The organism is Acinetobacter sp. COS3 (assembly GCF_000475335.1).
GTDB lineage: Bacteria > Pseudomonadota > Gammaproteobacteria > Pseudomonadales > Moraxellaceae > Acinetobacter > Acinetobacter venetianus.
Window position 1 is genome coordinate 49,024 of the sequence record NZ_AXCD01000010.1, and the last position, 23,477, is coordinate 72,500.

Annotated in this window: 19 protein-coding genes, 3 tRNA genes and 1 pseudogene; 15 read left to right on the forward strand and 8 right to left on the reverse strand. The window is 38.7% G+C overall.

Annotation, left to right across the window (positions count from 1 at the left end):
- Nucleotides 1–261 precede the first annotated feature (261 nt).
- The 4 genes from IO68_RS22335 (at nucleotide 262) to pgaD (ending at nucleotide 4,602) form a co-directional block, all read left to right on the forward strand.
- Entirely contained in the window at nucleotides 262–657 is a 396-nt protein-coding gene (locus IO68_RS22335) for a hypothetical protein (protein WP_004878335.1), read from the forward strand.
- A 228-nt stretch (nucleotides 658–885) separates the two neighbouring features.
- Complete coding sequence (pgaB, locus tag IO68_RS22340) at nucleotides 886–2,883, forward strand: poly-beta-1,6-N-acetyl-D-glucosamine N-deacetylase PgaB (protein ID WP_023012992.1); 1,998 nt, start codon at nucleotides 886–888, stop codon at nucleotides 2,881–2,883.
- A 13-nt stretch (nucleotides 2,884–2,896) separates the two neighbouring features.
- Nucleotides 2,897–4,153, forward strand: a complete 1,257-nt coding sequence (gene pgaC, locus IO68_RS22345) for a poly-beta-1,6-N-acetyl-D-glucosamine synthase (RefSeq protein ID WP_023012993.1) — start codon at nucleotides 2,897–2,899, stop codon at nucleotides 4,151–4,153.
- 32 nt (nucleotides 4,154–4,185) lie between these two features.
- Nucleotides 4,186–4,602, forward strand: coding sequence for a poly-beta-1,6-N-acetyl-D-glucosamine biosynthesis protein PgaD (gene pgaD, locus IO68_RS22350; RefSeq protein ID WP_023012994.1), 417 nt, complete (start codon nucleotides 4,186–4,188; stop codon nucleotides 4,600–4,602).
- 134 nt (nucleotides 4,603–4,736) lie between these two features.
- Here pgaD and IO68_RS22355 read toward each other — a convergent pair.
- Nucleotides 4,737–4,822 (reverse strand) — tRNA-Leu (locus tag IO68_RS22355).
- Nucleotides 4,823–5,029: 207 nt separating this feature from the next.
- Here IO68_RS22355 and IO68_RS22360 point away from each other — a divergent pair.
- Nucleotides 5,030–6,790 carry an alkaline phosphatase D family protein gene (locus IO68_RS22360; RefSeq protein ID WP_023012995.1) on the forward strand — a complete coding sequence of 587 codons (1,761 nt, stop codon included), beginning with the start codon at nucleotides 5,030–5,032 and terminating at the stop codon, nucleotides 6,788–6,790.
- Between the two features lie 118 nt (nucleotides 6,791–6,908).
- On the opposite strand, the gene IO68_RS22365 is transcribed toward IO68_RS22360, so the two are convergent.
- Together IO68_RS22365 and IO68_RS22370 are read right to left on the reverse strand one after the other, a co-directional pair.
- A tRNA-Leu gene (locus IO68_RS22365) sits at nucleotides 6,909–6,994 on the reverse strand.
- Between the two features lie 8 nt (nucleotides 6,995–7,002).
- Nucleotides 7,003–7,076, reverse strand: a tRNA-Cys gene (locus IO68_RS22370).
- Nucleotides 7,077–7,228: 152 nt separating this feature from the next.
- Between IO68_RS22370 and folD the strand changes: the two genes are divergently transcribed.
- The 3 genes from folD to IO68_RS22385 all read left to right on the forward strand — a co-directional run bounded on the left by folD (nucleotide 7,229) and on the right by IO68_RS22385 (nucleotide 9,210).
- Nucleotides 7,229–8,077 (forward strand): bifunctional methylenetetrahydrofolate dehydrogenase/methenyltetrahydrofolate cyclohydrolase FolD, encoded by an 849-nt coding sequence (folD, locus tag IO68_RS22375; protein ID WP_004878340.1) that lies wholly within the window; start codon nucleotides 7,229–7,231, stop codon nucleotides 8,075–8,077.
- Nucleotides 8,078–8,126: 49 nt separating this feature from the next.
- A complete protein-coding gene (locus tag IO68_RS22380) occupies nucleotides 8,127–8,795 on the forward strand; it encodes a class I SAM-dependent methyltransferase (protein ID WP_007481747.1) in 669 nt (222 codons plus the stop codon).
- Between the two features lie 130 nt (nucleotides 8,796–8,925).
- Nucleotides 8,926–9,210, forward strand: a complete 285-nt coding sequence (locus IO68_RS22385; protein WP_023012996.1) for a GNAT family N-acetyltransferase — start codon at nucleotides 8,926–8,928, stop codon at nucleotides 9,208–9,210.
- Nucleotides 9,211–9,271: 61 nt separating this feature from the next.
- On the opposite strand, the gene IO68_RS22390 is transcribed toward IO68_RS22385, so the two are convergent.
- Nucleotides 9,272–9,694 (reverse strand): hypothetical protein, encoded by a 423-nt coding sequence (locus IO68_RS22390; protein ID WP_023012997.1) that lies wholly within the window; start codon nucleotides 9,692–9,694, stop codon nucleotides 9,272–9,274.
- A gap of 261 nt (nucleotides 9,695–9,955) precedes the next feature.
- Between IO68_RS22390 and glpK the strand changes: the two genes are divergently transcribed.
- The 3 genes from glpK (at nucleotide 9,956) to glpD (ending at nucleotide 14,060) form a co-directional block, all read left to right on the forward strand.
- Nucleotides 9,956–11,470, forward strand: a complete 1,515-nt coding sequence (glpK, locus tag IO68_RS22395; protein ID WP_023012998.1) for a glycerol kinase GlpK — start codon at nucleotides 9,956–9,958, stop codon at nucleotides 11,468–11,470.
- A 50-nt stretch (nucleotides 11,471–11,520) separates the two neighbouring features.
- Nucleotides 11,521–12,279: a DeoR/GlpR family DNA-binding transcription regulator gene (locus IO68_RS22400; RefSeq protein WP_004878346.1), complete on the forward strand. Its 759-nt coding sequence runs from the start codon at nucleotides 11,521–11,523 to the stop codon at nucleotides 12,277–12,279.
- 260 nt (nucleotides 12,280–12,539) lie between these two features.
- Nucleotides 12,540–14,060, forward strand: a complete 1,521-nt coding sequence (glpD, locus tag IO68_RS22405; RefSeq protein ID WP_007481742.1) for a glycerol-3-phosphate dehydrogenase — start codon at nucleotides 12,540–12,542, stop codon at nucleotides 14,058–14,060.
- Between the two features lie 39 nt (nucleotides 14,061–14,099).
- Here glpD and IO68_RS22410 read toward each other — a convergent pair whose 3' ends face one another.
- Both IO68_RS22410 and IO68_RS22415 read right to left on the reverse strand, forming a co-directional pair.
- Nucleotides 14,100–16,292, reverse strand: coding sequence for a TonB-dependent siderophore receptor (locus IO68_RS22410; RefSeq protein ID WP_023012999.1), 2,193 nt, complete (start codon nucleotides 16,290–16,292; stop codon nucleotides 14,100–14,102).
- Nucleotides 16,293–16,491: 199 nt separating this feature from the next.
- Nucleotides 16,492–18,321 (reverse strand): phosphoenolpyruvate carboxykinase (GTP), encoded by a 1,830-nt coding sequence (locus tag IO68_RS22415; protein WP_031234743.1) that lies wholly within the window; start codon nucleotides 18,319–18,321, stop codon nucleotides 16,492–16,494.
- A gap of 395 nt (nucleotides 18,322–18,716) precedes the next feature.
- Here IO68_RS22415 and IO68_RS22420 point away from each other — a divergent pair, with 395 nt between their 5' ends.
- From IO68_RS22420 to groL, 4 genes are all read left to right on the forward strand, one after another.
- Nucleotides 18,717–19,655 (forward strand): diacylglycerol/lipid kinase family protein, encoded by a 939-nt coding sequence (locus tag IO68_RS22420; protein ID WP_007481736.1) that lies wholly within the window; start codon nucleotides 18,717–18,719, stop codon nucleotides 19,653–19,655.
- Nucleotides 19,636–20,391 (forward strand): metallophosphoesterase family protein, encoded by a 756-nt coding sequence (locus IO68_RS22425; protein ID WP_023013001.1) that lies wholly within the window; start codon nucleotides 19,636–19,638, stop codon nucleotides 20,389–20,391. The genes IO68_RS22420 and IO68_RS22425 overlap by 20 nt, the downstream gene beginning before the upstream one ends.
- Before the next feature lie 186 nt (nucleotides 20,392–20,577).
- On the forward strand, nucleotides 20,578–20,868 hold the full coding sequence (gene groES / locus IO68_RS22430; protein WP_023013002.1) for a co-chaperone GroES: 291 nt from the start codon (nucleotides 20,578–20,580) through the stop codon (nucleotides 20,866–20,868).
- Between the two features lie 59 nt (nucleotides 20,869–20,927).
- A complete protein-coding gene (gene groL, locus IO68_RS22435; protein ID WP_004878354.1) occupies nucleotides 20,928–22,562 on the forward strand; it encodes a chaperonin GroEL in 1,635 nt (544 codons plus the stop codon).
- Between the two features lie 263 nt (nucleotides 22,563–22,825).
- Here groL and IO68_RS34125 read toward each other — a convergent pair whose 3' ends face one another.
- Nucleotides 22,826–23,041 (reverse strand): hypothetical protein, encoded by a 216-nt coding sequence (locus IO68_RS34125; protein WP_023013003.1) that lies wholly within the window; start codon nucleotides 23,039–23,041, stop codon nucleotides 22,826–22,828.
- Nucleotides 23,042–23,256: 215 nt separating this feature from the next.
- Nucleotides 23,257–23,477 (reverse strand): annotated as a pseudogene (locus IO68_RS34130) (hypothetical protein); the annotation flags it as partial.

Sequence of the window (23,477 nt, forward strand, 5' to 3'; positions counted from 1 at the left end):
GATTTTTTTATTTTAAAAATTTGCAACATTCTGCACAAAATTGTTGATTCTATAGACAGTTCTGTATATCTTTGAGTAAAAGAGCAATGTTTTCTGAATCAAACTTTTCTTGAAAAATGTGATTTAAATTTACCTTTTGGAAAAAATTGCTTTAAAGTGATGGTTGATAGAGGGGTTAATCTATTGATCTCATAAGGTAAATTACAAAAATATGATGCTTTATTAAAGCAAATGATAAAAATTGAGTGAGTAGAGGTAGATATGAATGATTATTTGGATATTACCGCGTCAGAGCTTTTGAAAGAGCTAAATAATTTTTTTATGATCGATACTTATGATGGTGCAGAAACAGGGTTCTGGGTCAACTCAAAAGCTCTGACAGATAAGCACTATTGGATGGATGGTGATAACAAAGTAGAAATTATAAAAGAATTAAGTCCTTCGCATCCGCACGCTGAGTATAGTTATAAAATTACATTGCTTTCACCAGAAGATGGTAATGTTTTGCTACTCGAATATGATGGAGTAAACAAACGTATCCAAACTTTTCGTCGAGGAGATTGGGTAAATCGATTGTATCGTTACTTCTATCGTAAAGAGCGTTGTTATCTACAAGATCGCGCAGAAGACCCCAATTTTCAGCTCATTGAATACTAATTTTAAATACCCCTAATATTTTGAATATTGGGGGTATTTTTTATAATAAAAAATCATATCAATATATAAAATTTCATATTAAATTTTAAGATTGTTTTCAGCTTTCAAAATTATAAATACCTTCCTAAATGACAGCTAACGTACTATAAATTTTACCTGCCAATAAAATGTAAAATTCAAAGGCATGTTTTGCGGTCAATCATTTTCTAATTTTGAGAAAATATCCATATGCCAACAGGTATCGTATCGTCGACCTATAAATTGATTATAGGCCTAGTCGTCGGTGTTGCTGCAAATACAACTCTTTTAGCAGCAACGCCTAAAATTGATGCGACAGCATTAACTATTATTGGATACCATGAAATTACTGATCGAAAAGATGCTTTGATTCCAAGTTATGCGGTCACATCTCAACAGTTTAGTGAACATCTTGATTGGTTAAAAAATAATGGTTATCACTTTATCAATGTTGATCAACTTATAAAGGCGCATGAAGGTAAATATAGCTTGCCGAGTAAACCTGTTTTACTGACTGTAGATGATGGTTATCAATCATTTTATCAAAATGCATATCCTATTATCCGCGCAAAGAAAGTTCCTGTTGTTCTTGCTGTTGTTGGTTCTTGGTTGGAGCCTAAAGAAAGCCAAAAAGTTGACTTTGGTGGTGAAGCAATTTCACGAGCTAAAATTTTAAGTTGGAAAGAACTTAAAGAGATGCAAAATAGTGGGCTAGTTGAAATCGCTAGCCATAGTTATCATCTACATCAAGGAATTGTTGGAAATCCACAAGGTAATTTAGAACCTGCCGCGATTACACGTATTTATGATTCTGCTAGTAAAACCTATGAAAGTGACGAGCACTATCAGTCTCGTATATTCCAAGATTTAAAAAAGAACAATGATTTATTGAAATCACATGGACTTCGTTCTCCGCGTGTCATGGTTTGGCCATATGGTCGCTATAATATGCAACTGGTACAAACTGCCAAACAGTTGGGAATGCCGATTACGATTACGCTGGATGATGGTGCGGATCATGCAAAACAATCGTTGCAGAATATGAGTCGTATTCTTGTACAAGGAAATATGTCGACGAGTGCATTGGCACAAGAAATTAAAAACCGTGAACTCAATTTAAATGACAATAATCGTCCGCAGAAGATTATGCATGTTGATTTGGATTACATTTATGATCCAGATCCTCAACAACAAGAACGTAATCTAGGAAATTTGCTCGATCGAATTAACGCGATGGGTGTAAATACTGTTTATTTACAAGCTTTTTCTGATCCTGATGCCAATGGTTCTGCGGATATGGTGTATTTCCCAAATCGACATATTCCAATGCGTGCTGATTTGTTCAATCGTGTTGCATGGCAAATTCAGACCCGTACACCAGTGCAACGTTTATATGCGTGGATGCCGTTATTGGCTTGGGAATTACCGAAAACAGATCCTGTCTCAAAGGATTTAGTGGAAACCCAACAAGCCAAAACTGGCGAACATTTAAATATGGGATATATCCGTCTTAGTCCATTCTCTCCTGACGCGCGTCAAACGATCAAAGAGATTTACCAAGATTTAGCTAAATCAACACCGTTTGATGGTCTGTTGTTTCATGATGATGTGACTTTGTCAGATTATGAAGATGCAAGTCCTAATGCTTTGGCTGCCTACGCAAAGCAGGGTTTACCAACCGACTTAGCAGAAATACGAAGTAATGATGCAGAATTGCAAAAATGGACTGCCTATAAAACAAATTACTTAGATGATTTTGCGATGCAGTTAGCCGCTGAAGTTCGTCAATATCAACCTTATTTATTGACTGCTCGTAATCTATATGCACAAGTTGCACTTAATCCTTATGCAGAAAACTGGTATGCACAATCTTTGGAACAGTCATTAAATCGTTATGATTTTACTGCGATTATGGCAATGCCTTATATGGAGCAGTCAAAAAATCCAAATCAGTTCTATACCGATATTTTAAATCGCGTCAAAAAATATCCTAATGGGATTAAGAAAACGGTGATGGAGTTACAAGCCATGAATTGGCGTAACGATCAAAAAGTTCCTTCTGAAGAAATGGCTGAAACCATCAAGTCCCTTTATCAGCAAGGAGCTATGCATGTTGCTTATTATCCAGATGATCCAATTAAAGGACATCCTGATGTAGAGATTATGCATAAGGCTTTTGCATTAAAATCACCACAGCTTGTGCCTTAATGGAGTCAACTTAATGACTATTATTGCATCATTGTGGGCGCATGCCATCAAGTTCGTATTTTATTACCCATTATTCATGTCTTATCTATGGATGATGGGGGCAATTATTTTTTACTGGAAGGAGCGTCAGGAACCACCATATCAGCAACCTGCGGCCTTGGCTGAGTATCCAAAAGTTGCCGTATTAGTTCCTTGCTTTAATGAAGGCGACAATGCAGAAGAAACCATTAGTCATGCTTTGCAATTGGATTATCCTAACTTCGAAGTCATTGCGATCAATGATGGTAGTTCTGACAATACTGGTGAGGTCCTAGATCGGCTTGCAGCACGATATGAAAAACTACGAGTTGTTCATTTAGCACAAAACCAAGGCAAGGCGATGGGCTTACAGGCGGGTAGTTTGATGACGGATGCTGAGTTTCTAATTGGGATTGATGGTGATGCTTTATTGGATCCGCATGCTGCCAAATGGATGATCCGTCATTTCTTGGAAGATCCAACGGTTGCTGCAGTCACTGGTAATCCACGTATACGTACCCGATCAACTTTATTAGGACGGATTCAGGTTGGGGAGTTTTCTTCGATTGTCGGTATGATCAAGCGTGCACAACGAACTTTTGGGCGTTTATTTACCGTATCAGGTGTGATAACAGCATTCCGTAAAAGTGCAGTGCATCAAGTCGATTATTGGTCTCCAAATATGTTGACGGAAGATATTGATATCACATGGAAATTACAGCGTGCAGGTTGGGACGTGCGATTTGAACCGAATGCATTAGTTTGGATACTCATGCCAGAAACCTTAAATGGCTTATGGAAACAGCGTCTACGCTGGGCAATGGGGGGAGCACAAGTCCTCGTAAAAAATATTGATGTTTTTTTTATTCCTAAATTAAATTTTTTATGGCCTTTGATGTTTGAACTTTGTTTGACACTCATTTGGTCATATTTGATGCTTATTATGGCTGTAATTTGGCTGCTGCATTTTGTCTTGGCAATACCTGCATTAGCGGTTGTGAGTTCACCTTTTTTACCATACGGTAGCGGCATTTTGTTAGGGGCGACCTGTTTAATTCAGTTTGCCTTAAGCAAATGGATGGATAGTCGTTATGAACCGAACTTGGGGAAAAACTACTATTGGATGATCTGGTATCCCTTTGTATTTTGGTTAATTACGATAACGGCAACGATTGTCGCCTTTCCTAAGGTGTTAGTACGTGGTGAAGAGAAGCGAGCGCGTTGGATTAGCCCAGATCGTGGAATTCGTTGAGTCGAAAGACTTATTTTGCTGAGTAAAGAGCAATGAAAGCAAATAGTTTGATTATTGATTTACGTCGTCAGCTTCCTTGGCATAAGCGTTATGCTTCTACCACGACGACTGCAATGATGTGGGGTGGGTGGTTATTATTATGGCGCCCATTTATTTTAATTTGGTTGCTGGTCGAATTTCAGAAAACGCATTTGGCGCAACGTCTCATGGCGGCTTTCAGTAATGGTGTTGAGCATGGTGCAACGGCTTTATTTGCATGTGCAGTAGCATTGCTGTTGTGGGGCTTTTTACCAGCCAAGCGTGTGCATAAAACGCATGTTGTTCAAAAAGGACTGGTCGATTACGCACGTTATTTCGAAATGCCAGAGCAACAGATTCAGAGTGGTCGCCAACAGAAGATAACAGTCATTCATCATGATGCGAATGGTAAAATTATTGGTATTGAATGATGTAGTCTATTGATAAATATACAGCACCTTAGTTTATTTTGAATTAAGGTGTTTTTTATTCTCTTAAATTTTAGGCATAAAAAAACCAGCTTACGCTGTATTTTTATTTGCACCATCAAACATTAGTTGAAAGATGGTGCCCGAGGCCAGACTCGAACTGGCACGCTTTGTGGGCGGGGGATTTTAAATCCCCTGTGTCTACCGATTTCACCACTCGGGCATGTGCGCAATAATAGAGGACACTTTAAAACTTGGCAAGAGTTAAACTTGTTATTTGCTTTCTTTTCAATCAATTCATGCATTTATCTGATGAAAAGTGAGCGATATGAGGGTGTTTTCATGATTCTTTCATCAAACTGAGATCAAAAGTTCATCTAAGCAGCGTAATTTCAATCATTTATAGTTATAAAACGAAGGTAGCTATCAAATGACAGCAAAAATTTCGAGACGGGCACTCATTCAAAACAGCTTATTTGGTTTTGGGGCATTATCTTTATCGGTTGGGATTACAGGATGTAATGATAGTTCAGATAAGGAATCATCGACATTACAGGTGAATTTTGAACATGGAGTAGCAAGTGGTGATCCACTGCAAGATCGCGTAATTTTATGGACTCGTTTAACCCCGAATGAGGCGAGCGCACGTTTGCAAGTGACATGGCAAATCGCAAAAGATCAAGAATTTAAACAAATCATTAAAACAGATAAAGTGACAACATCCGCATCACAAGATTTTACCGTAAAGGTGGATGCAACAGGCCTCATTCCTGATCAAAGTTATTTTTACCGTTTTATTTTTGGAGATAAGATTTCTCCAGTAGGACAGACCAAAACTTTGCCAACAACAACAACTAAAGTGAGTTTTGCTGTTTGTTCATGTTCCAATTATCCTGCGGGTTATTTTTACGTTTATCGTGAAATGGCAAAGCAAAATGTAGATGTGGTTATTCATTTGGGTGACTACATTTATGAATATGGCGCTGATGGTTATGCAACTGAAGATGCCGAAAAACTTGGTCGTACTTTACCAGTGGATAACAATAAAGAAATTATTAAATTAGATGACTACCGCAAACGTTATGCACTGTATCGTAAAGATAAAGACTTACAAGCTGCTCATCATCGTCATCCATTTATTGTGATTTGGGATGACCATGAGTTAGCGAATGATACGTGGAAAGATGGGGCGGAGAATCATCAAGAAAATGAAGGTTCTTTCTTGGATCGTAAACTGGCTGCTCTACAAGCCTATTTTGAGTGGATGCCAATTCGTCCTGTTGATGACCAGCATGTAAAAATCTATCGCCAATTCGATTTCGGTAATCTTGTTCAACTCACTATGCTAGATACACGTATTATTGCACGCGATGAACAGTTGGATTATGCAAATTATTTAACAGCTACAGGCTTAAATATTGCTAAATTCCAAGCGGATCTCACCAACCCAGCGCGTACTTTAATGGGGTTCGAACAACGTGATTGGTTGCTTGGAAAATTACAACAGTCAACTGCAACATGGAATGTGCTAGGTCAGCAGATTTTAATGGCGAAAATGTTTATTCCAGCTGAGTTGTTACTTTCTTTGGCTGAAATTACGTCTGGTAATCCAAGTGCTGACACGCTTACAAAAATGAATACGCAAATCACTGAGCTGGTAACACTAAAAGTTCGTTTGCAAAATAATGATCCAACACTTACAGAACAAGAAAAAGCACGAGTCCTTACCACTGCACCTTATAATTTAGATGCTTGGGATGGCTATTTCACTGAACGTGAAATTTTGTACGGTACATTAGCGCAGTTGAAAAAGAAAATGGTTGTTTTGGCAGGAGATACGCACAATGCTTGGTCTTCAAATTTATATAGTAAAGATGGGGCATATGTTGGTGTCGAGTTGGCAACGAGTTCGGTGTCTTCACCGGGACTTGAAAAATACCTCAATATTCCTTTGGCGCAATTGCAGCAGTTTGAATTTGCATTTAAAACATTAATTGATGAACTAAATTATTGTAATTTAAATCAAAGAGGTTACTTGGTCGTACAATTTGATAATGCACAAGTACAATCTCAATGGAATTTTGTAGATTCTATTAAGCAAGCAACTTATATTGTTGATGAAAGCAGACAGCATCAACTTAGTCTAGATGCGAATCTTATGCCAGTGAATACAGCACAGCAAGTGGCTTAGTTATGTAATGCAAAAAGCCAAGTTTCAATACTTGGCTTTTTATTTCTTTAAATTTTAGACATAAAAAAACCAGCTTACGCTGGATTTTTATTTGCACCATCAAACACTAGTTGAAAGATGGTGCCCGAGGCCAGACTCGAACTGGCACGCTTTGTGGGCGGGGGATTTTAAATCCCCTGTGTCTACCGATTTCACCACTCGGGCTTTACCAATGGAGGCGGAGGTCGGAATCGAACCGGCGTACACGGAGTTGCAGTCCGCTGCATGACCACTCTGCCACCCCGCCATCTCTTGGTGATGCACATATTAGCAATCTTTAGAAAAAAAACAATAGTGTTTATAGCGAATATGCACATAAAAACAACATCTAAAAGAATATTGGCGAAATTATCATGTATTATTTACACAATTGATTCATACCCACTTTGGAGATGCGCTGTGGCATTGGTTTTAGACGGTCGTGCATTGGCAAAACAAATTGAAACGGATTTGTTGGTACGTGTAGAAGCATTAAAAGCAAAATCGGGTCGTACCCCAATTTTAGCAACAATCTTAGTTGGTGATGATGGTGCATCTGCAACTTATGTGCGTATGAAGGGGAATGCTTGTCGTCGTGTGGGCATGGATTCTTTGAAAGTAGAGCTTCCAAAAGAAACCACAACAGAACAATTACTTGCTGAAATTGAAAAATTAAATGCCAATCCAGATGTTCATGGCATTTTGCTTCAACATCCAGTACCTGAACAAATTGATGAAAGAGCGTGTTTCGATGCGATTTCTTTAGAAAAAGATGTAGATGGTGTAACTTGCCTTGGTTATGGTCGCATGGCAATGGGTGAGGCAGCCTATGGTTCTGCTACACCAGCAGGTATCATGACGATTTTAAAAGAAAACAATATCGAAATCGCGGGTAAACATGCTGTTGTTGTTGGTCGTTCAGCTATTTTAGGTAAACCAATGGCTGCTATGTTATTGGAAGCGAACGCAACGGTAACGATTTGCCATTCACGTACACAGAACCTTGCTGAGTTTGTTAAACAAGCCGATATTATCGTGGGTGCTGTAGGTAAAGCAGAATTGATCCAAAAAGATTGGATTAAACAAGGTGCAGTTGTTGTTGATGCTGGATTCCATCCTCGTGATGGCGGTGGTGTTGGTGATATTCAACTGGTAGGTATTGAAGAAATTGCTTCTGCATATACGCCTGTACCTGGCGGTGTTGGCCCGATGACAATTACCACTTTGATTCGTCAAACGGTAGAAGCCGCAGAAAAAGCTTTAGGTTAATATTTTAGCCCCTCTGAATAGAGGGGCTTTTTTCAAGAATGAAAGAAATATGAGTTGTACTTTTCAATTTGCGAAAGCACCTGAGCAATTGCTTAAAGCTTTGCATGAAGTTATTCCAAACACTGATTTATTGGCACAGCAGTTACCTGAAACACCGATTTCATTGTGGTTAATTCCTCCAGTATTTCCCACAGATCGTTTGGATGATGAAGTCATCCGCCGTATTTGGAATGAAACACCGTATTGGATCTTTTGTTGGGCATCAGGGCTGGCGATGGCGCAATGGTTACTTGCTGAACCACATCATGTGAAAGATAAAGTTGTGCTTGATTTTGGGGCTGGCTCAGGTGTGGTTGCGATTGCTGCAAAAATGGCAGGAGCAAAGCGCGTAATTTGCTGTGATATTGATCAAATTAGTTTGGAATCATGTCGCGAAAATGCATTATTGAATAATGTTGAACTTGAATACCTTGATGATTTGTACAAGTCAGAACAAGTCGATGTACTGCTTGCTGCTGATGTGCTTTATGATCAATGTAATCGTTTCTTTTTAGACGAGTTTTTAAAATTCGCACCAGAAGTTTGGGTTGCAGATAGTCGAGTTAAAAATTTTAGTCATCCTCAATATTTAAAAATAGATGAGCGGAGTGCGACGACTTGGCCAGATTTAGATGAGGCAAAAGAGTTTCGCAATGTGAGTTTTTATCGCACGAAATAGTAATTTACTGCCTGAATCATTTTTCAACTACGATATAAAAACTCAACACAAGCTCGTTCAACCTCATGCTAAAACATCAATGTTAAATCAAATTTGATTTGATGACGCATTTAGCGAATAAAGGTGATTTATGAGTTTTGGGCAAGTAGATGATGGGAAGCATGGTGTATTTAAACTGATTCAAGGTGATTTAGTCGCAGGGGAAATGGCTTATACATGGGCGGGTGATTCAATGCTGATCATTGATCATACAGATGTGAACGAACGCTTTCGAGGTCAAGGCGTGGGGCGACAACTTTTAGATGAATTGATTGCTTTTGTAAGGGAGCGTCAAGTAAAAGTTATTCCTTTATGTCCATTTGCGAAATCTGTTTTTGATAAAGACGCTTCAATTCACGATGTTTTAAAAATATAAAAATGATGTGATGTGTGAGTCAAGAACGGCTCACACATCCTTTATTATTGAATTTATTTTATTAAGAGCAAGTATAACGAACGACTTTTAGCGTTGAAGGGCGGGTTTCAAGTGCCTGACGTGTTGCATAACCTTCGCTATTGTTTAAATCTGGAGAGTTGGATAGACCAAAAGTTGCGCGACTGTTTCCAATTTTTACGCCGTATTGCTCTTCTTGTGTTGGATTCACAATTTCATTCACACTCAGCACCGAAAGTTTGTAATTTTTCTCTACACCCAGCACTTGTTTGCAGGCATGTTGGAGCTTTTTCTCATCAATATCACGATTGCTACGACCAGCCAATGTATAGGCAAGCGTTGCAGAAGTTGCTGTTTTACTTTCAATTTGATAACCGGTCACACCGTTGTATTGGTGTGGACTGCTTTGACATGCCGCGATCAAAAGGGTTCCGCTCATAATAAAAAATAAATTCGTTTTTTTCATATCAATGGTCCTGTTATTTCTGGTTCAAGTATCGCATAAAATAGATTTTGAATTGTGAGGATTCTTTAAAGCAAAGGCTATTCATCGAATTTAGGTTCAAAGTTATAGAAAAGAATTTTCGTTTTCGAACAATTTTGCATATAATCTGCCAAGTTTTTTATTTAATACAGAAGTCATTGCTTTTTTGCAGTATTGGAGCCCGTTTTTTAACGGGCGTTTAATTTATTGCACTAGACGAAAGCAAGTCTGGATAGGTATGTCATGATCTCTACAGATAGTCAAAAAAAATATGTGGTTGCATTTGATCAAGGTACAACGAGTTCACGTGCGATTGTATTGGATCACGATGCGAATGTCATCAGTATTGCTCAGCGTGAATTCACGCAAATTTACCCACAACCAGGTTGGGTTGAGCACGATCCTATGGAAATCTGGGCAACTCAAAGCGCAGTATGGGTTGAAGCCTTAGCGCAAGCGAGTATTTCAAGTGACCAAATTGCAGCGATTGGTATTACCAACCAACGTGAAACTACTGTCATCTGGGATAAAAAGACAGGTAAACCTATTTACAATGCAATTGTATGGCAAAGCCGCCAAAGCAATGAGATTTGTAATCAACTTCGTCAAGAGGGTTGGCAAGATTACGTTCATAAAGTAACGGGTTTGGTTCTTGATCCATATTTCTCTGCGACTAAAATTAAGTGGATTCTTGATCGCGTTGAAGGCAGCCGTGCACGAGCAGAACGTGGCGAGCTTTTATTTGGTACGATCGATACTTGGTTGCTTTGGAAATTGACCAATGGCCAAGTTCATGTAACTGACTATACCAATGCTTCACGCACGATGTTATTTAACATTGAAACGCTTGAGTGGGATGATAAGTTACTTGAAGCATTAAATATTCCAAAAGCAATGCTGCCTGAAGTTCGAAGCTCTTCAGAAGTCTACGGTTATACACATACCATTAGCGGTCAAGAAGTTGGTATTCCTATCGCTGGTATTGCTGGTGATCAACAAGCTGCTTTATTTGGTCAAATGTGTGTTGAAGTTGGACAGGCGAAAAATACCTACGGGACTGGCTGCTTCCTATTGATGAATACTGGAAAACGTATTGTTCAATCAGAGCATGGTCTATTAACAACGATTGCATGTGGCCCACGTGGTGAAGTGAATTATGCGCTAGAAGGTGCAGTATTTAATGGTGGTTCATGCGTGCAGTGGTTGCGTGATGAACTGAAAGCGATCAATGATTCGCATGATTCTGAATACTATGCAACTAAAGTCAAAGATAGCAATGGCGTCTATGTGGTACCTGCATTTACAGGTCTAGGTGCACCTTATTGGGATCCAACAGCGCGCGGTGCAATTTTAGGTATTACTCGTGGAGTTAGTATAGAACATATTATCCGTGCGACATTAGAGTCGATTGCTTACCAAACGCGTGATGTTTTGGATGCGATGCAGCAAGATTCGGGTGAAAAGTTACGTACCTTGCGTGTGGATGGTGGTGTAACAGCCAATAATTTCTTGATGCAATTCCAAGCGGATATCATGGGAACATCTGTTGAACGTCCTGCAATGAAAGAAACAACAGGCATGGGTGCTGCTTTCCTTGCTGGTTTGGCTGTCGGTTTCTGGTCGGATCTCAATGAATTAAAGAGTAGAATGACCATCGAAAATACTTTCACTCCTGAGTGTTCACAAGCTGAAACTGAAAAACTCTATAAGGGTTGGTTAAAAGCTGTTGGACGTACTCGAGATTGGGCAGAGGATTAAGTTAAAATAGCCCAAATTTTATGACGTAAAATAACATAGGACGAATGAGCATGAGCTTGATACTACGCCAACAAAAAACCCTCGAATTAGTGAGAGAACGTGGCTATATAAGTATTGAAGAACTTGCTCAGTATTTCGATGTTACGCCTCAAACTATCCGCCGTGATATTAATCAATTGGCGGATGAAGGTTTGTTACGTCGTTATCATGGTGGTGCGGCGCATGATTCAAGTGTTGAAAATACTGAATATACTATGCGCGTAGGTCACATGCTTGAGGAAAAAAGGATCATTGCAGCAGCTGTTGCCGCGGCAGTACCAGATCATGCTTCTCTGTTTATTAATATTGGGACCACGACAGAAGCCATTGCTCATGCATTGCTGAATCATACGGGGTTAAAAATCATCACCAATAACTTAAATGTTGCGAAAATTCTAAGCACCAAAGAAGACTTTGAAGTCTTGATTGCTAGCGGTCGTGTTCGTCCTGATGGTGGTGTAATTGGACAGGCAACAGCTGATTTCTTCAAACAATTTAAAGCGGATTATGCTTTGGTTGGAATTAGTGGTATTGATGAAGATGGGACTTTACTCGATTTTGATTTTCAGGAAGTTTGTGTATCTCAGGAAATCGTTTCAAGTGCGAGACAGGTTTTTCTTGCAGCTGACAGTACCAAGTTTGGCCGTAATGCAATGATTCGTTTAGGTTCGCTTAAGCAAGTGGATTGTATTTTTACTGATCAGCAACCCAACGAACAATACACTAAAATCATCCGAGATTTAGGAATCGGGTTAATTATCGCCAAATAAATATTCATTTCCGAAAAATTGTTACTTTTATTGGGCCAACGAAAGTTTGGCTCAATTTTTTTATAGATTAATACAACAGAACACTTTATCAATCAGTCCTACAGTTAATTTTCATAATTTCATTAAATCATTTTCATTTTTTACCATTCATCTAAAAATGTCTATTAATTGGCATTTTTTTGGCTAATTTTAATTGTTTATTTTCATTTGATATGTTTTAATTTTCAATATTGAACAATAATGAAAATTTGCGGTGATTTATGCAAACTTCTCCTCAGTCAAATGACAAAATTTATGACCTCGCGGTTATCGGTGGTGGTATCAATGGTGTTGGTATTGCTGCGGATGCTTCTGGGCGTGGTTTATCTGTGTTCTTATGTGAAAAAGATGATTTAGCAAGCCATACATCATCTGCAAGCAGTAAGCTCATTCATGGTGGTTTACGCTATCTTGAGCATAAAGAATTTCGTTTGGTGCGTGAGGCATTAGCTGAGCGGGAAGTGCTACTGGCAAAAGCGCCTCATATTATTCGCCCAATGCGTTTTATCATGCCGCATCGTCCTCATTTACGTCCTGCATGGCTGATTCGTACTGGTTTGTTCTTTTACGATCATTTAGGTAAGCGTGAGAAACTATTAGGTTCAAATAACGTTTATTTTAAAGAAGATAGTCCGTTAAAAGCAGCTATTACCCGTGGTTTTGAGTATTCAGACTGTGCTGTCGATGACTCTAGACTTGTTGTGTTAAATGCAATGCATGCGCGTGAAAAAGGTGCTGATGTTGTAACACGTACACGTTGTTTGTCTGCTCAACGTGAAGGTCAATACTGGGTTGTTGATTTAGAAAATGAAAAAGGTCAATTCCAGATTAAGGCCAAAGCATTAGTGAATGCTGCTGGACCTTGGGTTGCACAATTCATTAAACAAGATTTACAGCTGAAATCACCTTATGGCATCCGTCTAATTCAAGGTAGTCATATCATTGTGCCGAAGCTATATGAAGGTGATAAAGCATTTATCATGCAGAATGATGATCGTCGTATCGTATTCGCAATTCCATATTTAGACCAATACACGATGATCGGTACTACGGATCGTGAGTATCAAGGTGATCCAGCACAAGTAAAAATTACGCAGGAAGAAACAGATTATTTGATTAAGGTTAGTAATGAGCATTTCAAAACACAATTGACTCAAGCGGATATTGTTTCGACTTTTGCTGGTGTACGCCCATTGTGTGATGATGAGTCGGATAATCCATCTGCGATCACTCGTGATTATACTTTGGCTTTATCAAAAGAGTCAGAAGATCAAGCGCCGTTGCTTTCAGTATTTGGCGGTAAGTTGACGACTTATCGTAAGCTGGCTGAGTCGGCTATGCAGCAGTTGAAAGCATTTTTCCCTGAAATGAAAGGAAGTTGGACTGCAACAGAAGCTTTACCTGGTGGCGAAAATATGGAGTCAGTAGAGCAGTTAATTCTTGAAATTCGTGCTCAAGTTACTGATGCATCAGAAGCGCTAGCTAAACGTTGGGCTTCAGCTTATGGTTCACGCATTTGGAATATTCTGGGCGAGGCAAGTTCAGTTGAGCAACTTGGACAGCACTTTGGACAAGGTTTGTATGTTCGTGAAGTAGATTATTTATGCCGTTTTGAGTGGGTGACGAACAGTCAGGATGTTTTGTGGAGACGCTCTAAATTAGGTTTGAATTTTGCACCGAGCGAAGTTGAAAGTTTAGAAGCTTATCTAGCAAATAAACCAAATACCACAGCTGCTGCTTAAGCATTTAAAAAAGCCCTCTTAGATAAGAGGGCTTTTTTATTAGTATTTAAATTTAAGAGCTACCGTATAGTTGGCTGGTTCTCCGTAGAATGCCTGCCCATCAGTGAAGCTATTGAGGTATTTTTTATCGGTTACATTATCTGCATTGGCTTGAATGGTAAAGTTTGGACTAACCTCATAGCTTGCCATTAAATTCAGCAAGGCATAATCGCTTTGTTTGAGATAAGTCGAGTAAGTTGGATCAAAGCGTGTAATTTTGCTCTGCCATTTTACGCCAGCACCAACTTTTAATTTTGGTAATTGGGTAGGGGAGTAGGTTGTTAATAAGTTGAAACTTTGGGTCGGATTGTAGGTTCGAGCTGCACCACCATTTTTTAAGTCTTGGAGACTAAATTGGGTGTAACCCAAAGATACATTGACTTGATCAGTTAATTGTCCTGATAAACCAACTTCTACACCTTGTGAACGTAAGTCACTGATTGCAGAGGTACGATTAAGCGGATGGCTATCAGTTGGTCTAAGTGGGTAATTATTTTCTTCAGTTCTAAAGATAGCGAGTGTACCTGTAAGTTTGTTGTCTAACCATGCACTTTTTACTCCAATCTCATAGCTTTTGCCTTCAATTGGATCCGCTACTTTACCAGTTGTCTCATCAATTGAGGTTTGTGGACGGAAAATAGAGGTATAACTCATATAGCCTGTATACTCAGGCGTGAAGTTATAGGTAATACCAGCATATGGTGAAACTTTACTTTCATCATAATTCATTGGTGCACTATAACTTGTCCCTTCACTTTTGGCTTGAACATAGTTCGCACCTAATGTGAGTTTGAGATCTTCCGTTAAATGTAAGCGTGTTGCTGCATAAACAGATTGATTGCGTTGCGTGTAATCTGCTGCATCTGAAAAAGCACTCCATGAAACATTGTTTGGTGTCCAGCTTGCCCAGCCAGTTGTGCATTGTGCTTCATAGGTATTTGGTACCGTACCACGGGTACATGTTCCAACATTAGTATCGAGGATAGTCCCAGATTTTTGCTTATCATTTTGTTCACTTTGAGAGAATGTATAGCCTAAAATTGCTTCATGCTCACGCCCTAAAAGATCGAACTTGCCTTGTAAGTTAAAGTCAGCAGTTTGTAGCTTGTTATGTTCTTTTCCACCCCAAGCTGTAAGATCTACATTTGAACCATCTGCATTTGGATAGCCATAGTAGTAAAGTAGCTGGCTTTGGCGTTCTTTTTCATTGTAGTTGTAACTTAGGTTAGCAGACCAAGTTTCCAAGAACTTTTGCTTTAACTCGATGAATGCATTTCGAGACGTATTGTCCCAATAAGCCCAGTCTGGGTTTGGATTGTATGAACGATCATAACTAATTTGTTTACCTGAAGAATCCATCAGAGGTAAAGCACCCCAGTTATTGGCATTGGGCTTGTTTTTTTCTTGGCTGGCACCAACAGACAATAGCGTAGTATCTGTAAGATCGGCTTCCAATACGCCTGCAATACCATTTTTCTCAGAAGAGTAGCGATCTAAATGTGAGTCGCCAGTTTGTTCAAAAGTACTGAGGCGACCTCGAATATTACCATTAGGTGTTAAGCTGCCTGATACATCGGCTTCATAGCGTTGCGTATCCCATGAACCATAGCTCAATCCGGCGTTCGCTTGAAACTCTTTAGTTGGGCGCTTACGAATATAGTTAATAGTCGCACTTGGATCACCGAAAGCATTGGTCAGTGCATCTGCTCCTTTAATCACTTCAATACGATCATAAAAGAAGCTATCTGGATTGGTGTCATTATAATTCCATACACTTGAAGGGAAACCTACGCCATCAACAAGAATGTTGGAGATTTCAAATCCTCGTGCCATATACACTGAGCGTTCGGTTTCAAGTGAATTAACAGTTACGCCTGGGGTGTTGTTTAAAATATCTCTTGAGCTAGTCAGTCCGAAATCTTCAATCTGTTGACGCGTTACCACATTGACCGTTTGTGGAATTTCTTTGGCTTTAATATTGAGTTTAGTTGCACTTGAACTATTTTTAATGTTGTAAGCTTTAGTTTTTTCACTGCTGTCGTCATTTTGAGTGGCTTGAACTTTAATCGTTGGGAGTTGTTGTGTCTCATCATCGAGTGCATAACTATATGAACTAATGCTAATTAACGTTGAGATAGCTAAAAACAATCGACTACGTTTGAACAGAGGGGAAGAACTCATACCGACAACCATATAAGATAAATGAGAAATACTATTATTATCATTATTGTTAATATTTGTTAATTTTGCAATTTATTTCCTCTAAAGCTTAATGGGAATAGTCATGGTTAATTAGGGGATTAATTGATAATTTCGAAAAGCCATAAAAAAAGGCCACGGAAGTGGCCTTTTAATTTTTCTTAATCCCTCTTTGTGCAGGAGGGAAAATGAGTTAAGCAGATTTAACAGCTGCTAATAATTCATTTTGACGATCTTTAAGCGCTTGAGGTAAGCGAGCACCAAGTTTAGTGAACAGCTCAGTGTGGCTTTCAATCTCTTTGATCCATTGATCTTTGTCTTGAGAAGTTACTGTATCAAACTGTTCTTTAGAGAAGTCGATACCAGCCCAGTTCAACTGTTCATATGTAGGAACTAAACCGATTGGAGTTTCTGTCGCTTCTGCACGACCTTCACAACGATCAATAATCCACTCAAGAACACGCATGTTTTGACCAAAACCAGGCCATACGAAGTTGCCTTCTGCATCACGACGGAACCAGTTTACATTGAAGATTTTTGGTAATTTATTACCAGCAGCTTCTGCTTTAGCACCAACTTCTTGACCAAGTTGTAACCAGTGACCAAAATAATCAGCCATGTTGTAACCAGCAAATGGAAGCATTGCAAATGGGTCACGACGAACGATACCTTGTTGACCAACAGCAGCAGCAGTTGTTTCAGAACCCATCGTTGCAGCTTTATAAACGCCATCAACCCAGTCAAAAGCTTCTGATACTAAAGGTACTGTGTCTGCGCGACGACCACCGAAGATGAACGCAGAAATTGGTACACCAGCTGGATTTTCCCAGTCAGCATCGATAGAAGGGCATTGACCAGCTGAAACTGTGAAGCGTGCGTTTGGATGTGCAGCTTTTTCACCATCAACGTGAGGTTGACCTTTCCAGTTGGTTAAGTTAGTAGGAACTTCTTTAGAAAGACCTTCCCACCAAATTTCGCCATTGTCTGTAACAGCGACGTTTGTATAGATTACATCTTTATGAAGTGTCGCCATACAGTTCGGGTTAGTCTTGGTATTTGTACCAGGCGCTACACCGAAGAAACCAGCTTCTGGGTTGATTGCATATAAGCGACCATCTTCACCTGGTTTGATCCATGCAATATCGTCACCTACAGTTTCAATCTTCCAGCCTTCATAGCCTGCTGGTGGAATTAACATTGCGAAGTTTGTTTTACCACAAGCAGAAGGGAATGCTGCTGCGATGTAGTGTTTTTCGCCTTGTGGATTTGTCACGCCTAAAATAAGCATGTGCTCAGCTAACCAACCTTGTTCACGACCCATTGCTGATGCAATACGAAGTGCTAAGCATTTTTTACCAAGTAAAGCATTACCGCCGTAACCAGAACCGTAAGACCAGATTTCACGAGTTTCTGGGTAATGAACGATGTATTTTTCGCTGTTGCAAGGCCAAGCAACATCTTTCTGACCATCTTTAAGTGGAGCAGCAACTGTGTGTACACATGGGATGAATTCGCCATCTGTACCTAGCACGTCATAAACCGCTTTACCCATACGAGCCATTTTAGTCATGCTAACAGCAACGTAAGGAGAATCAGTTAACTCAATACCGATGTGTGCAATGTGGCTACCTAAAGGACCCATAGAGAATGGAACCACGTACATTGTACGACCTTCCATTGCACCATCAAATAAACCATTTAATTTTGTACGCATTTCTGCAGGAGCAACCCAGTTATTTGTTGCACCAGCGTCGTCTTGTTTTTCAGAGCAGATGTAAGTGCGGTCTTCAACACGAGCAACGTCAGAAGGGTCAGAATTTGCAAGATAAGAACCAGGATGTTTTTCTTGGTTAAGTTGTTGCATGGTGCCGTTAGCGATCATCAAGTCGATCAGACGTTGATATTCTTCTTCGCTTCCGTCACACCATTCGATTTTTGCTGGTTTGGTTAATTTTGCAATTTCTTCCACCCATGCAATAAGCTTAGGGTGACGAACGAATTCTGGTGCGTTCACTTGGGTCATGGTCATGCCTTTTTAAAGTGTGTACGACGTACAATTCTATTCATTGGTTTACAATGAAAATAGATGAAGTAAAAAAAGTGGCTGTATTAAAGCACAAAATCATAAAAAAAATAAGACTATTGGATCATATGGCAGGTTAATGAAAAGCTGTATATTTTTTCTTAAGTTATTGTTTTTAAGTTTTTTGTCAGTTTTTTTTAGGCTTATATGTTTTTTTTATGCATGTTATTTTTATTAAAAATTTTATTTAAAAACAACTGTTTATTTGATTTTATTTTTTTGAGAATTATTATTGATAAATTGAATAATCATCATCCAAAATTTACATAAACGGGCTTTTATTTGTTGATTTTATGCACAAAAATATGGAGGCACAATTTCAAAGGGTGAACTGAGTGAATCAAAATTTGCGCCCCTTATCGATTATCTACAATCAAAAATCTGGATTTCATGCTGCGCAACAAGATGAAGTCTATGAACGCTTAATGACGTTTTGGACGCAGCATGGTTTTGAAATACAGGTTTTTGAACTAAATCAAAAGGTTGATTTTGACGAGATGATGAAATCTGTGCTTTCACGTCATCAACAGGCTGATTTACGTGGTGTTGTGGTGGCTGCTGGTGGAGATGGAACATTAAATGCAGTTGCGAAAAGATTAATGCATACCAATATTCCGATGGGGGTTATTCCATTAGGAACTTTTAATTATGTTGCCCGTGTTTTAGATATTCCAATTGATGTCTTTGCGGCAGCAGACGTGATTGCAACGGGTAAATTTCGTGAAGTTCATGTTGCTACAATTAATGATCAGATTTATTTAAATAATGCTAGCCTTGGACTTTATCCTTTATTTATCAAAAAACGAGAACTATATAATCAGCACTTCGGGCGTTTCCCCTTAAATGCATACACTTCAGGACTTGATGTGTTATTGCGTGAACATAAGTCTTTGAAACTGTCTATTAATGTTGATGGGCAGAAATATCCAGTCGCGACTCCCTTGATTTTCTTTGGAAATAATCAATTGCAATTGTGTGATATGAAATTAAGAATTGCTGAATGCGCGGCCAATGGAAAACTAGCTGGTGTAGTTGTAGCCAAAAGTGATCGGTTTAGTTTATTGAAAATGTTATTAAAACTAATTCAAGGGAAAATAGAGCAAACGCCTGATGTTTATACTTTTTGTGCAGAAAATATTACTGTTGGCTGCAAAAAAGACAAAGTTACGGTTGCGATTGATGGAGAACTTATGGAGTTGGAGACACCACTAAATTTCTCAGTTCAAAAATCATCTTTAAAAGTTATGGTTCCAAATGTTATTACACCTCTCTGATTTGCATTTTGGAACTGAGCGTGATGTTTGTCTGAAAGCAATACGAAAGTTTTGTAAACAATATCGTCCAGAAGCGATTGTAGTGAGTGGTGATTTAACACAACGCGCTCGATTTAATCAGTTTTATGCATGTCAACAGTTTTTAGACTCGTTGTCGATTCCCTACTTAGTCGTGCCTGGTAATCATGACATTCCGCTTTATCATGTCTGGAATCGTTTTTTCTCACCATTTGTTCGTTATCAAGCTTTTTTTGGTCGTTTAGAAACGACTATGGAAACAGAGCATTTTTATATTGTGGGCATGAACAGCATTCGTCGTCGTTACCATACGCGTGGACATATTTCTTTAGAGCAAATTCATGAAACTTATGAAAGACTCAAACATGCTCCTGCCCATAAATTAAAACTAGTGGTATTTCATCAACCGTTTTATACATTTCCAAACGATCATGGCGATAAAGATTGTCCAGTGCTTGGAAAAATGGCTTTAGAACAGTGGGGAAAGACTCATCTTTTTGGTTTATTGCATGGGCACTTGCATAAAGTTGCTGTACACGATTTAAATCAAATTTTTCAATTAGGTTTCGAATATCCTATTTTTGATATCCATGCTGGGACGGCAACATCAAATCGATTACGTTTTGGATTTTCTAATAGTTTTAACGTGATATTGGATAATGGTGTGATTGAACATTATTGGTTTAATGAGGATAAAAACAGCTTCGAAAAGCACTGATTTCCAGCTAAATGCAATGTGATTGAAATCAGTGTTTGAAAAAGCATCAAAAAATAGATTTTTTTTCACTTTTCCCCTTGAAGCCTTTTTTTTCATCCCCAAAAAAGTGGCATATCAAAATTTTATGCGTTGCCATGAATTGGCAATGCACATTAATCAATAAGACTAAGTCTGATGGAGTTAACTATGAGCAACATCCGCCCATTACATGATCGTGTTGTGATTCGTCGCGTAGAAGAAGAAACTAAAACGGCTGGTGGTATTTTACTTCCAGGTTCTGCTGCTGAAAAACCATCTCAAGGTGAAGTAATTGCAGTAGGTAATGGCCAAATCTCTGACAACGGCGTTCGTGCTTTAGACGTTAAAGTTGGCGACAAAGTATTGTTTGGTACTTATGCGGGTACAACAGTTAAAGTAAGCGGTGAAGAACTCTTAATCATGAAAGAGTCAGACATCTTAGCTGTGCTTGAAGGCTAATCGACACATAACTCACATTTATTATCAGATTCAGTATTTAAAAAGATTCGGAGTTTAATATGTCAGCTAAAGACGTAAAATTTGGTGATTCAGCTCGCTCAAAAATGATTGCAGGCGTAAACGTACTTGCAGATGCTGTAAAAGTAACTTTAGGCCCGAAAGGTCGTAACGTTGTTATCGATCGTTCTTTCGGTGCACCACACATCACTAAAGATGGTGTAACTGTTGCGAAAGAAATTTCTTTAAAAGACAAGTTTGAAAACATGGGTGCTCAACTTGTTCGTGAAGTTTCTTCTAAAACAAATGACATCGCAGGTGACGGTACAACAACTGCAACTGTACTTGCACAAGCAATCCTAAATGAAGGGATCAAATCAGTAACTGCTGGTATGAACCCAATGGATTTGAAACGTGGTATCGACATCGCAGTAAAAACTGTTGTTGAAAATATCCGTACCAATGCAAAACCTGCTGATGATTTCAAAGCAATTGAACAAGTGGGTTCAATCTCTGCGAACTCTGACACAACTGTTGGTAAGCTTATTGCGCAAGCAATGGAAAAAGTTGGTAAAGAAGGTGTTATCACTGTAGAAGAAGGTTCTGGCTTCGAAGACGCATTAGACGTTGTAGAAGGTATGCAGTTTGACCGTGGTTATATCTCTCCATACTTCGCGAACAAGCAAGATACGTTGACTGCTGAACTTGAAAATCCATTCATCCTTCTTGTTGATAAAAAAATCAGCAATATCCGTGAATTGATTACTGTATTAGAAGCGGTTGCTAAAACAGGTAAACCACTTCTTATCATCGCTGAAGATGTGGAAGGCGAAGCGCTTGCAACACTTGTTGTGAACAACATGCGCGGTATTATCAAAGTATGTGCGGTTAAAGCACCTGGTTTTGGTGATCGTCGTAAAGCAATGCTTCAAGACATCGCGATCTTGACTGGTGCAACTGTAATTTCTGAAGAAGTGGGTATGTCTTTAGAGCAAGCTTCTCTACAAGATCTAGGTACTGCACACAAAATTACTGTATCTAAAGAAAATACTGTAATCGTTGATGGTGCTGGTAATGCTGAGCAAATCGCTGAGCGTGTACAACAAATCCGCGCTCAAATCGAAGAGTCTACTTCTGAATACGACAAAGAAAAACTTCAAGAACGTGTTGCTAAATTAGCTGGCGGTGTTGCAGTGATCAAAATCGGCGCAGCAACTGAAGTTGAAATGAAAGAGAAGAAAGATCGTGTAGATGATGCTCTTCACGCTACTCGTGCAGCAGTAGAAGAAGGTGTTGTTGCTGGTGGCGGTGTTGCATTAGTACGCGCTGTAAATGTGTTAGATGGCCTAAAAGGTGCTAACGAAGATCAAACAGCTGGTATCAACATTTTACGTCGTGCAATCGAAGCGCCACTTCGTCAAATCGTTTCAAATGCAGGTGATGAGCCTTCAGTTGTAATCAATGCAGTTAAAGCGGGTGAAGGTAACTTCGGTTATAACGCTGCAACTGGTGAATATGGCGATATGTTAGAAATGGGTATTCTTGACCCTGCTAAAGTAACGCGTTCTGCACTTGAGCACGCAGCTTCTGTTGCTGGTTTAATGTTGACAACTGAATGCATGATTACTGACATCCCAGAAGACAAACCAGCTGCACCAGATATGGGCGGTATGGGTGGTATGGGCGGCATGATGTAGACCGCTTGTATGTGGTTTAAGTTATTGTAATTTGATATAATTTAAACTATTGATATTTAACTTACTCATGGTTTTACTCACATATGAGTTTGTTACAAAAAGGTCACAAATTTTATTTGTGACCTTTTTAATTATATAAACCTTAAATCTCTTAAAAAAAGAAGTCATCTTATCAGATAAGAATTTAACTCTTGGATGAATGAAAATATTGAAAAAAAAGCCTGAGAAAAATCAGGCGTTTTTGACTTAGAGCAACATCTATTTCATTTTGACGTAAGTATGGAGTTTTCCTCATTTAGAATACAGGTAAGGACATAGCTATTAAGCCAGAAGTTTTTACGTCCATCCTTTATTGGTCTCTTCACGCGACCAGTTTTAATCCGATCATATAGTTCTTTTTCAGATATATTCATTCTTAATGCAAATTCAGCAGTCGATACGCGTCGCTCTGTATTTGTAAGGTCTATAGATTTAATCATTAGATTTTCTCCATTTGTATAGGTTGAAAAGATAAACTCTTAAAATGAAGATTATCAAATTAATAAAATAAAAGATGAGATATATGTAAAAAATCAAAAAAAATACTTATTTTATTATTATATCAGTAAATAATCTTTTGTTCGTTGTTGGTAATAACAACGTCGACTGCTTAGCTCATTTAAAATAAATGAGCTAACGTATACTACTTTTTCTTTTAATCTATGGATTTGTTATAAAAAGGATTCTTGGGGTCGGATAAAATAACATTTTTCTTGTCGTTAAATTTTCTACCTGCTTCTGAAAATTTAAATTGTTCAATTTCGGACTTTGAAAACAATTCTTTTCTAAAATAATCTTTAGTTTGATAAAGCTCTATCATTTTAAGCGTATTCTCAAGATAATTCATTTCAATATTTTGTGATTTAAAAAATGATA

Bases quoted from the DNA above. Each gene is read 5' to 3' on its own strand.
- IO68_RS22335 (WP_004878335.1), top strand. From the start codon at position 262: ATGAATGATTATTTGGATATTACCGCGTCAGAGCTTTTGAAAGAGCTA.
- pgaB (WP_023012992.1), top strand. From the start codon at position 886: ATGCCAACAGGTATCGTATCGTCGACCTATAAATTGATTATAGGCCTA.
- pgaC (WP_023012993.1), top strand. From the start codon at position 2,897: ATGACTATTATTGCATCATTGTGGGCGCATGCCATCAAGTTCGTATTT.
- pgaD (WP_023012994.1), top strand. From the start codon at position 4,186: ATGAAAGCAAATAGTTTGATTATTGATTTACGTCGTCAGCTTCCTTGG.
- IO68_RS22360 (WP_023012995.1), top strand. From the start codon at position 5,030: ATGACAGCAAAAATTTCGAGACGGGCACTCATTCAAAACAGCTTATTT.
- IO68_RS22380 (WP_007481747.1), top strand. From the start codon at position 8,127: ATGAGTTGTACTTTTCAATTTGCGAAAGCACCTGAGCAATTGCTTAAA.
- IO68_RS22385 (WP_023012996.1), top strand. From the start codon at position 8,926: ATGAGTTTTGGGCAAGTAGATGATGGGAAGCATGGTGTATTTAAACTG.
- IO68_RS22390 (WP_023012997.1), bottom strand. From the start codon at position 9,694: ATGAAAAAAACGAATTTATTTTTTATTATGAGCGGAACCCTTTTGATC.
- glpK (WP_023012998.1), top strand. From the start codon at position 9,956: ATGATCTCTACAGATAGTCAAAAAAAATATGTGGTTGCATTTGATCAA.
- IO68_RS22400 (WP_004878346.1), top strand. From the start codon at position 11,521: ATGAGCTTGATACTACGCCAACAAAAAACCCTCGAATTAGTGAGAGAA.
- glpD (WP_007481742.1), top strand. From the start codon at position 12,540: ATGCAAACTTCTCCTCAGTCAAATGACAAAATTTATGACCTCGCGGTT.
- IO68_RS22410 (WP_023012999.1), bottom strand. From the start codon at position 16,292: ATGGTTGTCGGTATGAGTTCTTCCCCTCTGTTCAAACGTAGTCGATTG.
- IO68_RS22415 (WP_031234743.1), bottom strand. From the start codon at position 18,321: ATGACCCAAGTGAACGCACCAGAATTCGTTCGTCACCCTAAGCTTATT.
- IO68_RS22425 (WP_023013001.1), top strand. From the start codon at position 19,636: ATGTTATTACACCTCTCTGATTTGCATTTTGGAACTGAGCGTGATGTT.
- groES (WP_023013002.1), top strand. From the start codon at position 20,578: ATGAGCAACATCCGCCCATTACATGATCGTGTTGTGATTCGTCGCGTA.
- groL (WP_004878354.1), top strand. From the start codon at position 20,928: ATGTCAGCTAAAGACGTAAAATTTGGTGATTCAGCTCGCTCAAAAATG.
- IO68_RS34125 (WP_023013003.1), bottom strand. From the start codon at position 23,041: ATGATTAAATCTATAGACCTTACAAATACAGAGCGACGCGTATCGACT.